This window comes from Ornithinimicrobium cryptoxanthini (assembly GCF_023923205.1).
In the GTDB taxonomy this organism is placed as follows: Bacteria; Actinomycetota; Actinomycetes; order Actinomycetales; family Dermatophilaceae; genus Ornithinicoccus; species Ornithinicoccus cryptoxanthini.
The window spans coordinates 2,011,842-2,024,861 of record NZ_CP099490.1 but is presented as its reverse complement, the minus strand read 5'-3'; the positions used below and the strand labels follow the sequence as shown (position 1 = coordinate 2,024,861).

General features: G+C 65.9%; 14 protein-coding genes. 6 read left to right on the top strand and 8 right to left on the bottom strand.

Features of this window, described 5'->3' with window-relative positions:
* Positions 1-25: 25 nt before the first annotated feature.
* Positions 26-415, bottom strand: a complete 390-nt coding sequence (locus NF557_RS09345; protein WP_252618934.1) for a type II toxin-antitoxin system death-on-curing family toxin — start codon at positions 413-415, stop codon at positions 26-28.
* On the bottom strand, positions 412-609 hold the full coding sequence (locus NF557_RS09340; RefSeq protein WP_252618933.1) for a ribbon-helix-helix protein, CopG family: 198 nt from the start codon (positions 607-609) through the stop codon (positions 412-414). Before NF557_RS09340 ends, NF557_RS09345 begins: the two co-directional genes overlap by 4 nt.
* Before the next feature lie 267 nt (positions 610-876).
* On the opposite strand from NF557_RS09340, the gene NF557_RS09335 reads away from it, so the two are divergent.
* The gene (locus NF557_RS09335) at positions 877-2,037 is read left to right on the top strand and encodes a hypothetical protein (RefSeq protein ID WP_252618932.1); all 1,161 of its coding nucleotides are present in this window, start codon (positions 877-879) and stop codon (positions 2,035-2,037) included.
* Positions 2,038-2,490: 453 nt separating this feature from the next.
* On the opposite strand, the gene NF557_RS09330 is transcribed toward NF557_RS09335, so the two are convergent.
* Positions 2,491-2,817, bottom strand: coding sequence for a DUF1905 domain-containing protein (locus NF557_RS09330; protein WP_252618931.1), 327 nt, complete (start codon positions 2,815-2,817; stop codon positions 2,491-2,493).
* Positions 2,818-2,978: 161 nt separating this feature from the next.
* Here NF557_RS09330 and NF557_RS09325 point away from each other — a divergent pair, with 161 nt between their 5' ends.
* Positions 2,979-3,347: a VOC family protein gene (locus NF557_RS09325; RefSeq protein ID WP_252618930.1), complete on the top strand. Its 369-nt coding sequence runs from the start codon at positions 2,979-2,981 to the stop codon at positions 3,345-3,347.
* A 160-nt stretch (positions 3,348-3,507) separates the two neighbouring features.
* Here the strand turns inward: NF557_RS09325 and NF557_RS09320 are convergent, their stop codons facing one another.
* Entirely contained in the window at positions 3,508-4,395 is an 888-nt protein-coding gene (locus tag NF557_RS09320; RefSeq protein WP_252624053.1) for a flavin-containing monooxygenase, read from the bottom strand.
* A gap of 34 nt (positions 4,396-4,429) precedes the next feature.
* Here NF557_RS09320 and NF557_RS09315 point away from each other — a divergent pair, with 34 nt between their 5' ends.
* The gene (locus NF557_RS09315) at positions 4,430-5,014 is read left to right on the top strand and encodes a TetR/AcrR family transcriptional regulator (RefSeq protein ID WP_252618929.1); all 585 of its coding nucleotides are present in this window, start codon (positions 4,430-4,432) and stop codon (positions 5,012-5,014) included.
* 204 nt (positions 5,015-5,218) lie between these two features.
* On the opposite strand, the gene NF557_RS09310 is transcribed toward NF557_RS09315, so the two are convergent.
* The 4 genes from NF557_RS09310 to NF557_RS09295 form a co-directional block, all read right to left on the bottom strand.
* The gene (locus tag NF557_RS09310; protein WP_256855768.1) at positions 5,219-6,319 is read right to left on the bottom strand and encodes a radical SAM protein; all 1,101 of its coding nucleotides are present in this window, start codon (positions 6,317-6,319) and stop codon (positions 5,219-5,221) included.
* A 2-nt stretch (positions 6,320-6,321) separates the two neighbouring features.
* The gene (locus tag NF557_RS09305) at positions 6,322-6,612 is read right to left on the bottom strand and encodes a hypothetical protein (RefSeq protein ID WP_252618928.1); all 291 of its coding nucleotides are present in this window, start codon (positions 6,610-6,612) and stop codon (positions 6,322-6,324) included.
* A gap of 563 nt (positions 6,613-7,175) precedes the next feature.
* Positions 7,176-7,565 (bottom strand): type II toxin-antitoxin system death-on-curing family toxin, encoded by a 390-nt coding sequence (locus tag NF557_RS09300; protein ID WP_252618927.1) that lies wholly within the window; start codon positions 7,563-7,565, stop codon positions 7,176-7,178.
* Complete coding sequence (locus NF557_RS09295) at positions 7,562-7,759, bottom strand: ribbon-helix-helix protein, CopG family (protein ID WP_252618925.1); 198 nt, start codon at positions 7,757-7,759, stop codon at positions 7,562-7,564. Before NF557_RS09295 ends, NF557_RS09300 begins: the two co-directional genes overlap by 4 nt.
* Before the next feature lie 200 nt (positions 7,760-7,959).
* Between NF557_RS09295 and argS the strand changes: the two genes are divergently transcribed.
* The 3 genes from argS to NF557_RS09280 all read left to right on the top strand — a co-directional run bounded on the left by argS (position 7,960) and on the right by NF557_RS09280 (position 13,005).
* The gene (gene argS, locus NF557_RS09290; protein WP_252618923.1) at positions 7,960-9,690 is read left to right on the top strand and encodes an arginine--tRNA ligase; all 1,731 of its coding nucleotides are present in this window, start codon (positions 7,960-7,962) and stop codon (positions 9,688-9,690) included.
* Positions 9,691-10,096: 406 nt separating this feature from the next.
* A complete protein-coding gene (locus NF557_RS09285; RefSeq protein ID WP_252618922.1) occupies positions 10,097-10,786 on the top strand; it encodes a hypothetical protein in 690 nt (229 codons plus the stop codon).
* Complete coding sequence (locus tag NF557_RS09280) at positions 10,783-13,005, top strand: hypothetical protein (RefSeq protein WP_252618921.1); 2,223 nt, start codon at positions 10,783-10,785, stop codon at positions 13,003-13,005. The genes NF557_RS09285 and NF557_RS09280 overlap by 4 nt, the downstream gene beginning before the upstream one ends.
* Positions 13,006-13,020: the final 15 nt, after the last annotated feature.

Genomic DNA, 13,020 nt, shown 5'->3' with positions numbered 1-13,020 from the left:
CCTGATCTTCGAGTCAGGGGTGCCGCTATGACGCGGGCCCGATGCGCGCTGCGAGCCAGTCCGCGATCTGCCGAACGTCCAGTCCGCCGGCGGCCGCTCCGAGCATCACCTGCTCCGCCTCGTCGACGGTGTAGGTCAGATCGCGGCCATTGAGGAGGCAGAAGACTCGGGCGGCCGACCAGGCAAGGCGTTTGTTGCCGTCCACCAACGCGTGGTTGCGGACCAGGGAATGCAGCAGCGCTGCGACCTTGTCCTCGAACGCCGGGTAGGCGTCGTCGCCGAACACGGTGGTCATCGGCCGCGCGGCGGCCGCGGCAAGGAGGCCAGGGTCCCTAACCGCGACGTCGTCGAGCACCCCGGATGCGATCTCCAGAAGGTCCTCGACCGAGAGGTAGTCCAGCTCCTCGGCGCTCACCGACTCAGTCGCTCAAGCAGCACGCCGTCCTCAATGCGGACTCGGTCGATCGCGGCCCTCAGTCGCTGAGGACGCTCTGAGACGTACTGAGCGATCGCGGCTCGAGCGACCTCCTGCATGGAACGCCCCTCCTGCTCGGCCTTCTTGCGCAGGGCTTCGCTCTCGGCGTCGGTCAGCCTAAGGTTCATCGCCATACCTGGATGGTACCGCAGCGGTACCATGGCGCGCAGGAACTGTGCGCCCGCCAACTTCAAAGGGGCCCGCTTCGCGGAATGACGCGAGTCCAGGCTCCGATGCTCGACGTGTCTCGTTAGCCGATCCGACTACGGGTACCGGGGGGTGTCGCTTCAGCCATCAGGCTCAAACACCCCGAGCGAGCAGACTGACCGAAACGAGAGCATCCGCCGAGTGGCTACGGTCGCAGGCCGAGGGCTGTCGGACCTTCGTGCTGCAATAGACGGGTGATCGTAAACGAGGAGCAGCGCCGAGCGATGGAGTTCATCGCCGCGGTGAACCGTGGCGGCTACCGCCCGACCGGGCGCGAAATCAACCAATGGCGCCTCCAGCCTGAGCCAAAGCCACGAAGGAAGGGCAACCTGCTGGAGCCCGAGATCCCTGCCGTACCAGATCGGCGTGTCCGCAAGCACAAGAGGAACGCTACGGGCATCTCTGCTCTCGTGGACAGCATACTGAAGTCACAGCAGGTCGCCGATGCGTCTTCGCGTCAGTACGCCAACTCAATTTCCCGCGCGCTGGCGGGCCTGAATATCCCCGGTCGGGATTTCGCCGGACTTTTCAACACGGGGCAGTTCGCGGGACTCGGCCTGTTCGACGAGTGGGAGTACGAAACCATCCCAGGCAAGCCCGGCAAGCCAGCCGTCTACGCCCCGGACAAACCTCCGGAGAAGTTCCTAGCGCACCTTCGACGGCTGGGATGGATCGATCGCGATGGCTGGCATCGATACAGCGTTACCAAGCTCGGTCACGCCCTGCTGGCCGCCGAGGCCATGGCGGAGTCGGAGCTCCAAGACTCGTCCGTCGTTGTGCTTGCGCCTGAGGATCAGAACTTGGGCTACGGTCAGGTTCTAGGTCGAGTTTCAACGTGTGGCGACGCGTTGGTCGCTGACCACTACCTTGGTGTTCAGGAGCTCATGGACCTGCTGGAGCATACAGATGCATCTCGCTTCATGATCGGTCCGAACATGTCCAGGGATCGCGTCACAGAACTCTCTCTCCAGATCAAGTTGTCACGACCCAGCGATGTCGGCATCGTTCGTGAGTTGCGACGAGCAAACTTCCATGATCGCTACCTCGTGGGTGAGCAGAACGTCTTCACGCTCACCGCGTCGCTGAATGGGGTCAGCAAGTCGTCGATGGCCCTGCTCATGGAGATGACCGACGTCGCTGCGGAGGCAATTAGGACGCATGCTGAGCAGCTCTGGAAGGACGCCGAACCGCTCGCCAGAGGGCTATCGCAGGAGGATCTGGACGCCGAGGTCGCGGACGATGGCGGATCATCAGACAGGGTCATCCACGAAGAGGATGGCAGGTTTCTTCACGATGGATGCGGCGTTCGACACAAGAAGCGTCAAGCAGCGCAGAACTGCACCAACGGCTTATGAGGCGGTCGCGTCGCCTGGCCGTCACCGCAAGCGGATCCCCTTGCGGGCCGGTCTGCAGGGTGGCGACTGGGCCCCAGAGGCTCGTTGCACGGGTTCCGCAACGCCAGCGCCGACACCGCGGTCCGGGGCCCTCTGCCTGTACACCCCGCCCGGGTACGAGCAGTACTTCCGCGACGTCCACGCCGCTGTCGCCGCTGGCGAGGACCTCACCGTGGACCTGCTCGCCGAGCTGCGCAGCCACTACGCCACGGAGAGCCGCTAACTACTCGGGACTGCCGCCCGGGGGCGGTAACACGCGGGGCAATCGTGTCCATGAGCCGATCGGATTGCGGAGCGAAGGATGCGAGCCGCTCGAGTAGAGGTTGGTGATCATCGCAAGGCACCGAGCGCTCCGGAGACCCGCATAGCCGGGCGACGCCAGCCGCGGCGCCGTCCCGCCTGACTGGCGCCGCGTCACATTGTCGGGCCGATGCCATTCGCGGCTCGTCCACCACGGGGAGCCACGCTCATCGCAACCGTCACGGTGTCGCCGTCGCCGAAACGCTCCTGGATGCGGACGGCCCTCTTTACCGGCAGCACGTAGCCTCCGTCGCGCGGCAGCAGCGAGGTCTCCCACTCCGTGCGTCCGACGCGCACGCGCACCGGGATCGCGCCCCAGCCGTAGCTAGTTTGCACCGCTTGGGCACTGACGTAGTCGCACACGTCCTCGGGCAGCGGGAACCAGTAGAACGGCGCCGGACCGCGCCACTCGAACAATCTCGCGCTGAAAGTCGTGTCCACACCGGGCAGGCTAGTGATGATCAGTCGGAAGGACGACCTCTGGAAGCCTGGCCCGATAGATGGCCTCTGTAGCCCCAGTCCGGCTGAGTTGGCGCGGCGCCTCCTTGCCCGGTTGGTCCCGGCCCGTAGCACCTGGGAAGCGACCGTGCGAGGCTGGCGCAATGAGAATCAACAGCCAGGTCGTGGTGTTCGACGCGGCCGACTTGACTGCCGAAAGCGGCTTCTGGGCTGGGCTGCTCGGTGGGACGGTCGACGCCGAGGACGACTGGCACATGGTGCTCGTGGACGGCAGCGCGCGTGTCGGAGTCCAGCTCGCGCCGGGCCACGTCCCACCGGACTGGCCACACGGAACCCCTCAGCAGATTCACCTTGACCTGTGGGTGGACGACATCGAGCCAGCGCACGAAGAAGTCATGTCATTAGGGGCGAAGCTGCTTCAAGGGGCAGCGGACAACGACCAACCCGACAACTTCCAAGTCTACGCGGATCCAGCCGGCCATCCCTTCTGCCTCTGCTGGGTCAAGAAGTAGGGCTGGACTACGGCAAGACTGTCGCCGGAGGCGTTCCAGAGGCGGCTTGACTTCCGGTCGGCCACAGCCGACCCGTGCCGCAGAGGGAACCCGCCACGACGGCGCCCGGGCTCGTAGTCCTCCTCGAAGCGGACTCCAGCTTCCGTTCCGCATAGGATCATCAGCGGGATGGGGTTGATAATCGGCTCAATCGCCGAGAGATGAGCCGGTCGACGACGTACTTGGCATCGACTCCAACGCCCCCAAGGAGGTGGGAGGTTATCGAACGCTGGTAAGGCAGGCCGACGACGTAGAGGCCGGGCTCCTCGGCGACGACGCCTCGACGGTGTTGGAGGCGTCCGTGCTCATCGAACACGTCGAGGTCCAGGTAGCTGTAGTCGGGCCGAAGTCCCGTGCACCACACGATGGCGTCCGGTTCCAACGTGGTGCCGTCACCAACGTGCGGGAGGCCGTCAGGCACGGCGCGGACTCGCGCCAGGTCGAGCGCGATCTCGGCGCCGGAGTTTCCGGCGCCAACGACAAGGACGACACCGCCTGGCAGCTGATCCGGGGCTCGATAGTCGGATGCGTGCACCTGGACGATCCCGGGATCGACCTCGTCGGCGAACGCCGGCACAACGGGGGCAGCGTGGGCTCCGGTGGCGAGCACCACGTTGCGTGCCTGCCAGCGACGCGACCCGGCAACGACGAGGAATCCGTCCTCCTGACGGCGCACGGACTCAACCAAGCTGTTGAGTTCGACAGGCAGCGCGAAATGCTCGGCGTAGGAAGCCAGGTAGTCCGCGACGGCATCCTTGCCGGGAAGCTCCGAACGGGCAGCGGGGAAGGCGAGCCCGGGCAGATGCGTGAATCCGGCGGGGGTGAAGAGCCTCAGCGAGTCCCAGCGGTTCGGCCAGCTTGCCCCGACGCTGTCGGCGGCATCGAGGATGACAAAGTGGTGCCGATGACGAGCAAGGTGGTAGCCGACTGCGAGGCCGGCTTGACCGGCACCCACCACGACGGTTCCGACCGCCGCCTGACTCGTCTGGCCCCTACCCGATGTTGACATCACCGTGTACACGGTAGCGGATACACTGGTGACCATGACAGGCGAAGGGGCACCACCCGGCGCGAAGCTCCCTCGGGCGCAGCGCCGCGAGCAGATCCTCTCCGTCGCCACGGAAGTTTTCGCAACTGCCGGGTTCACCTCCACCGGCCTGGAGGACGTGGCCGGGGCTGCCGGGATCAGCCGCGCGATCCTCTACCGCCACTTCGAGTCGAAGGCACAGCTGTACCGCGCAGTCCTTGACCGTGCCCGCGAACGACTTCACCGGGCCGTGGGTGAACCGGACTACACCGAGGGAATCATCGACGACCTCCTCGCGGCAGCAGCCCGGGACCCAGCCGGCTTCCGCCTCCTTTTCCACCACGCAGCACGAGAGTCTGAGTTCCGCGCCGAGACCGACCGGTTCAACGCCGAGATGATCGAGATGGCCCGCGGTCAACTGACCCAAGACATCCCGGATCCTGCGTGGGCGCAGTGGGCAGCGCACCTGGCACCCACCGCAACCATTGCCGCGATTTCCGCCTGGCTGGACGCCGGCCAGCCCGATCCCGACACCGCCGCGATCCTCATCCGAGACGTCATCACCGGCATCGGCGCCGCAGCACGCGCAGCATCCCAGTAGAGGAACCTCCTCCGGCACCAGCGCTGAGCATCCGCCGTGACGACACCGCGCCGTTCCGTTAGCCCCGTCCGGAAGGCTTCCCGGGACCGGGGCCTCATTCAGCACACTGCTCACCAGCGACCGCTGCCGCGCCGTAGCCATGTGGGTCAAAGCGGGCGGAACGCGGCGGAATGACGCGGTGGGAAGCTCCGCGACGGGCGACAGTCAGCGGTGCCCAGTAAGCGTGTCCAGCTCGCCGAAGAGAGTCTGCAGTTCCAGGCGGCATGCAGCGGTCTCGCCCACGTCGAAGCTGCCGGTCTCGGAGAACTTGTGGCTCACGTAGTAAGAACCACATCGACGGTAGTAGTCGCACTCACCCGCGCACCTCGCCACCCCAGCCAGGATCTCCCGCGACACTGCCTCGAAGAGCGGTGAGACAAGGCAGTCCAGCAGCGGGGCGTCGTCGGTGACGTTGCCGAACACGAAGGCTCTGTCGTCGCGGTAGAGCAACTCGGGCGCGAATACGGTGTAATCCCCGTTCACCGCGACCGTCAAGTTTCGCAGCGGAACGATGGTGACCGGGATCGCCTGAGCGCCCGTGTCGCGCAGCGCCAGGTACTGGTCGAACTCCCGGACACGGATAACGCCGTCCCTCGGGAGTGCGGTCCACAAGTGCTTGACGAAATCGCGGTAGAGGCGCAGCGTCTCCACGCTGCTCTCGAGGCGGCTCTCGTGAGCCGCGAGGGTGTTCTCGACCTTGAACCCGAGCGCGCTGCAGCCCGTGCCCAGGACGAAGTCGACGAACTGCTCCGGCGACCGCATCGTCTCTGGTGTAACCACCGTTAGCAGCGACCACGTGACACCGTGTTGGTTCAGTCGGTCGACGCCGGCCATCGCCTGGCGCCAGGCTGGGCGACCGGCCCAATTGACGCGTGACCCGCTGTGGGTCTCGGGGCCGTCCAGGCTCACACCGATGTGGGCGCCGGTGCGGGTCAGGAAGCGGCACCAGTCGTCTGAGAGCAGCACGCCGTTGGTCTGGAAGACGTGCTCTACGCGCGTTGACGCCGACAGTTCGTCTTCGATGAGCTGGAAGGCCTGCTCATACCAATCAAGGCCCGCCATCAGGGGCTCGGCGCCGTGCCACGAGACCGTGAGCCCCTCTCCCAGGAGTTCCTCGTTGCGCAGCTTCCTAATGCAGTCGCCCAGGACATCCCATGACATGACCCCTCGCCGCATCCGGCTCGTCTCCGGGATGTAGCAGTACGTGCAATTGAGGTTGCAGGCAGGAGTGCTCTGCAGCCGCAGGAGGGCGACCTGCGGAGACATCGTCACTCGGCCGGCGGGCTGTCTTGAGACTTTATCTCGTCGAGCCACTTCACCTCATGGGTAGACCGCTGCCTGCCGGCCGGCCTGTACTCGTCGAGCCACCGGGTCTCCTGCGTCGACTCGTGGGCACCAGCCGGTCGGTACTCGTCCAACCATGAGGTGATGTAGGTCGACTCGTGAGCGCCGCTCGGTCGGTACTCGTCCAACCACCGGCTCTCGTGCGGCGCGGCCTTGTGCGGGATAGAAGCCATGTGCTGGTCGTATGCCTCGGAGGCGTCATCTCTGCTGGTCATTTGTTCCTCCACGCAGCTCGTTCGTGCTGCGACCATACTCCTCCCGTGGCTCACGCGGGAAGCCTTCCCGCTCCGGTGGAGCCGCGGCCTTTGGCCTATGCCCCATCGAGAGGTATGCGACAGCCCAAGGTCGATCAGCCACGCCCGGTACCAGTAGAGGTGGACAAAGCGGGTACGAGGTACGAGGAGCCCTCCTCGTAAGGAGCGAACGCGAGGCAAACGGGAACGAGGCCAATCACGACTAGCACCTGGCATCCAGTTGTCCGCGGACGATCAACCCCCCCGGCGTTGTCTCCTCCTTCACGGGGGTCGTGTGGTTCCCGGCTCCCGAGGTGTCCGTTCTCGCTGGCTTCGGTCGTCGCGTTGTGCGTGGCAGTCGCGCACACAAGGTTCGCGTCCTACTTAGCTGAAACGGCAGTGTCGTTCTGGAGCTGCCCGTGGTGGACATGGTCGCCTCCTGCGGCGACCTGAATCCGGGCCAAGTCGGTGCCCGCCGCCAGCCCGAGGAGGCTGTCGACTCCCATGATCTACGCCGACCCCAAGCATCGCGTCCAGTCGCGGCGCTATGACGCGGGTCCGATTCGCGCTGCGAGCCAGTCCGCGATCTGCCGAACGTCCAGTCCGCCGGCGGCCGCTCCGAGCATCATCTGCTCTGCCTCGTCGACGGTGTAGGTCAGATCGCGGCCATTGAGGAGGCAGAAGACTCGGGCGGCCGACCAGGCAAGGCGTTTGTTGCCGTCCACCAGGGCGTGGTTGCGGACCAGGGAATGCAGCAGCGCCGCGACCTTGTCCTCGAACGCCGGGTAGGCGTCGTCGCCGAACACGGTGGTCATCGGCCGGGTGGCGGCCGCGGCAAGGAGGCCAGGGTCCCTAACCGCGACGTCGTCGAGCACCCCGGATGCGATCTCCAGAAGGTCCTCGACCGAGAGGTAGTCCAGCTCCTCGGCGCTCACCGACTCAGTCGCTCAAGCAGCACGCCGTCCTCAATGCGGACTCGGTCGATCGCGGCCCTCAGTCGCTGGGGACGCTCTGAGACGTACTGAGCGATCGCGGCTCGAGCGACCTCCTGCATGGAACGCCCCTCCTGCTCGGCCTTTTTGCGCAGGGCTTCGGTCTCGGCGTCGGTCAGCCTAAGGTTCATCGCCATATCTGGATGGTACCGCAGCGGTACCATGGCGCTCAGGAACTGTGCGCCGCCAGCTTCAGGGGCCCGCTTCGCGGCGAAATGACGCACCTCCGGAACGACCGACCCGCGGCAGATGAGTGCATGCGGAACGGGTCCGCGCGGCGGTCTGGTCTCGCCACCGGCCAGGGGCATCGCGATGCTGCCGGCGTAGGTTGTGGCACATGTCGCTTCAGTCGGAACTAGCTCCGCTCGTTTCTGCCGCTATCGAGGCCGCACTTGGTGCGGAGTTCACGGGAGCCGACCCCGTGCTGCGGCCCAGCCAGTTCTCAGACATCCAGGTCAACGCAGCTCTCGGCCTCGCCAAGCGCGTTGACAGAGCACCGCGCGACATCGCCACGGACATCGTGGAGCGCTTGGCCCCGGACGGGACGTTCGAGCAGGTCGAGATCAGCGGGCCGGGCTTCATCAACCTCACTCTGGCCGGCGACTGGATCAGCAACCAGGTGAGCGCCATGGCCGCCGACGACCGCCTCGGCGTACCGCGGCAGGATACGCAGCAGGTCCCGATCGACTACTCCGCGCCGAACGTGGCGAAAGAGATGCACGTCGGCCACCTGCGCACCACGGTGGTCGGCGACGCGCTGGCCCGCACGCTGGAGCACCTGGGCCACCACGTCATCCGGCAGAACCACATTGGTGACTGGGGCACGCCCTTCGGCATGCTGCTCGAGCACCTGCTTGAGGTCGGTGAGGACAGCGAAGCAGCACGGCTCCTGGAGAGCGACCCCAATGCCTTCTACCAGGCGGCTCGCGCGCGCTTCGAGTCCGACGAGGACTTCGCGACCCGCTCCCGTGCCAGGGTCGTCTCGCTCCAGGCCGGCGACGAGGAGACGCTGCGACTGTGGGACGGCCTGGTCGAACTGTCTCAGCACTACTTCAACCGGATCTATGGCGCCCTGGGCGTGACGTTGACCGACGCCGACCTGGCCGGTGAGTCGACCTATAACGACGACCTGGCGGCGATCTGTGAAGAGCTCGAGGCGGCCGGGATCGCCACGATGAGCGACGGCGCCCTGTGTGTCTTCCTCGAGGGCTACACCGGTCGCGACGGTAAGCCGGTGCCGCTGATCATCCGCAAGTCCGACGGTGGCTATGGCTATGCCACGACTGACCTGGCTACGATCCGGCACCGCGTGCGCAACCTGGACGCCGACCGAATCCTCTATGTCATTGGCGCCCCGCAGGCGCTGCACCTGAACATGGTGTGGGACGCGGCTCGGCTGGCCGGCTGGCTTCCGCAGTCGGTCGAGGTAGTCCATGTTCAGATCGGCAACGTGCTGGGGAAGGACCGCAAGATCCTGCGCACACGTTCCGGTGCTCCGCTACGGCTGATGGCACTGCTGGAGGAGGCTGTTGGGGCGGCGCGCGCGGTCATCGACGAGGCCAGGCCAGACCTGCCGGAGGAGACCCGCGCGGCGATCGCCCCGCAGATCGGCATCGGGGCGGTGAAATATGCCGATCTGTCCGTCGCGCACGACAGCGAGTACGTCTTCGACCTGGACAGGATGACCGCGCTCACAGGCAACACTGGTCCCTATCTGCAGTATGCCGCCGCCCGGGTGCGCTCTATCTTCCGCACCGCCGGCATTAGTCCTGGGCAGGCACGGGGCCGAATCGTGGTCCGCGAGCCGGCCGAGCGGGAGCTTGCCCTGGAGCTCATCGAGTTCGGTGAGGTCGTCGCACACGTAGGCATGGCGCTCGAGCCGCACCGGCTGTGCAGTCATCTGTTCCAGGTGGCGCAGGCGTTCTCGGCGTTCTACGAGAACTGCCCGGTGCTCAAGGCCGCAGACCCGCAAGTGCGAAACTCACGCCTGGCGCTGTGCGCCGTAATGCTCGACGTGCTCGTAACCGGGTTGGGGCTGTTGGGCATCGACTCACCCGAGGTGATGTGACGGGACCGTCCGTCGAGCACCAACCAGGCAGGGCAACATCCAAACATCGGCGTGTCCGGCAGCATCGGGGTCCCTCACGGAACGTCCTCTACTCGGCGGTACAGCGATGTATCGACCGTGCGCGTGAGGCGCTGACTGCTGGTAGCCAATTCCGGGCGGATCGGTTAGCCCATAGTGGGCGAAACGCGGCGGAATGACGCTGTTGTGGCAGATCCGATCGAAACCGCTCAGGTCTCAGCGTGGCTGCTGGTGCGGCGGCGTCTGGAGACTAGACTCTGGCAAAGCGGCCTCGTTTCAAGCCGCTTCAGTCATAGCCATACCGGCGCGTGTCCAAATCGTTCCCGGGACCGGCCGTTCTTGGTAGTTTCTGCGGGAGCGGAACAGTCTCACTCCGCGAGAGGTGTTGATGGCGGCGGACTCTGCGGCGCCGATCGAGCGTCCTGCCCACACGCGCACGCAGCACGCGATCCGGCTTCTGGTGTTGATGGACCGGACGGGTGAGGCGGTTGCGGATGGTGATCCGCCAACAGCGGTTAAGGCTGTTCGCAGCGAGTTGCGTCTGCAGGCGATGGACTTCTGGATGCGGAACCCGGACTACCTGGCGGATGAGTTGATCTCGGCGGTCGAGTCCGGTGCGCTGGCGGCCGGCATGTTGGACATCGCCCGGAGCCTTCTCGATGACCCCGAGCCGGATCTGCATTACTACCCGATGCCGCGGTGGTTCTATGGCGCGTACGAGGCGATCGATGACGCGATGGCGCTGTTGGAGACATACGGGTTGGCGACGTACCGCCGTTCGGGTGAGCCGGGTTCGAAGAGTTATCGGAACCAGATGTTCGTGACGGCTGCGGGGGAGCGGGCGGTGGGCGAGCTGGCGGCCGACCCGGTCCTCGGCTGGTATGTGCGGCAAGCGGAGTTGGTGGCGTTGGTGGCTGGGGACACGGTGGGCAGCAAGCTGAAGGAGCGGCAGTACGAGCAGGCGACGTACGCGGGTACGGAACTGGGCTTGAGCATCGCCCCGATCGCTGAGCATGTGCGAACGCGGCTCGATGGGCTGAGGTCTAGCGCGGCTGCGTTTGGAGGTGGTGTCGTGTGAGCGCGCTCGCAGAGGAAATTGTCAAGGTCCTTGGGCGCCGTCGCAAGGAGAGCCGACTGGAGCTCAAGGTGCCCGAGGTTGACAAGGTCTTGGACGACCTCGGGATCCCGACATCGGCGTCGAAGGGCGTGCCTGTTCATCTGCGGGTGGCGCGGGTGTCGTTCTCGGGGACGAAGCGGCTGGATCCGGCGCATCCGGATGCGGAGGGCTTCCCGCTGGGGGAGATGGGCGGCGACCCGGACGAGCTGCTTGAGCTGAACCTCGACGAAACCGCCGGCGGCGAGGCTGCCGCCGAAGCGAAGGATCGCCAGGTCGCCGACCAGGGCGAGCCCGAGGAGGGTGACGCTGAGGAGGCGGAGTCCGAGGGTCCAGTTGTGCGGGCGCTGGTGCCGTTCGACTTCACGTGGGAGCCGTTGGATGGAGTGAACGGTATCGGGTCGGGCAGCAACCTGCGCGGCAAGTCGAGCATCGTGGAGTTGCTCCTGTGGTCGGTGTCCGGCCGTTGTGCGGTGTTCTCAGTTGCTGTGCGCCGCTGGATCGAGCATGTCGAGGTTGACTGGGTTGTCGGTGCGGAGACGCTGCGGGTCGCGTTCGACGCAGACAACGGTGAGGTCAGCAACGGCGCGGTGACGGTCATCGAGGAGGACGGCTCCGGCAGCACCGTCATCGCGACGTTCGGGGACGCCGAGACGTTCGAGGATGCGATGAACTCAGTGATGCTGAGCCGGCTGCGGCTGGAGAGCTTCACGGTGTCGCAGGCGGGCAAGCCGGTGACGCACAAATGGGCGTCGTACGTGAACGCGTTGTGGGTTCGGCCCAAGGACTTGAAGTCGATCATCGGCAAGGAGGCAACGCTCAGCGTCCGGCTCATGCAGATGTTCATCGGAACCGACTGGGTGCCGGTTCTGGCCACAGCGTCGACGGTTGCCGGGTCACTGGAGGCGGAGCAGAAGGTCGCGGCGGAGCGGAAGAAGACCGCGACCGACGCCATGGCGGGCTCTCGTGTCGAGGCCCAGAAGGTCGTGAAAGCCGTTGAGGCGAAGATCGCAGCGCTCCCCAAGGGAACTCCGGACCCGGCGAAGTTTGCGCAGGCAAACGGCCGGATCGGTGACCTGGTGCGCAAGATGCACATGCTGGAGACCCAACTGCTGCGCCAGTCGGTTGCCGCTGACACTGTTCGGCAGCAGTTGAAGGCGGCAAGGGCGCGACACCACACCGAGTACGAGCACGCGCTGCTGACGAAGTTCTTCCACCAGATGGAACCGACCGTGTGTCCGCGGTGCACGGCGGGGGTGACCGACGAGCGACGTGCAGCAGAGCCGGACGAGCACAAATGCTCGGTGTGCACGAGCGACCTGAACCTTGAGGCCCTCAAGGCGAACGTCGTCGTCGCCGACTCTGTGGATGACGCCGTCGCGACCGCGTTGGTGGAGGCGACCGCTGCCGTGTCCGAGAAGGCCGGGGAGGAGCCGGCGCCGAAGACTGAGATCGAGGCGCTCGGCGAAGCCGGTGAGCGTGTCGAGGCCGTCATGGTTGGGCTCCGGGAGCAGATCGACGTGCTTCAGGTCACCCACGATGAGCTCGTCGCAGAAACGACCTTGGATGCGACGTTGTCGCAGGCGGTCGAAGACCGTCGGCTCTTGGACATCGAGCTGGCCCGCGCGGAGGGCGCCGTACAGGCGCTCGCTGCCCCTGTCCCACCGGTCGATGTGTCTCCGGTCGACCCGGTCCAGCTGGGCGTTGCTGAGGCTGCGGAGAAGGTCCTCAGCGGCTGGGTGAAGGGGCATCAGGATCCGCTGCTGACGAAGATCTCGTCTGAGATCGAGCGCTTGGTCGTGAACTTCGGTGCGGACAGTCTGAGCAACATCAAGCTCGACGGCGCCGCGAACATGTCGCTGCGGCAGAACGGTGACCCTACAACGTACGGGCAGGTGACACCGGGGGAGCAACTGCGGTTGAAGATCGCCGCGGTCATCGCGCTGATCAAGCACGGGTACGGTGAGGGCATCGGACGGCACCCCGGCTTCCTGTTGCTGGACTCGCCGGCCGCGGAGGAGATGCCCGACGGGGACCTGGCCACGATGGTGGCGGCTCTCCTAGAAGTAGCGAAGGAGGCGCCGATGCAGATCATCGTCGCCACCAGGAGCACGGGACCGCTGGTGGAGTTGCTGCCGGAGGAGTATCGGCTCATCGCGGAAGGCGACAACTTCGTCTGGTGAGCCCACAGTAGTTGT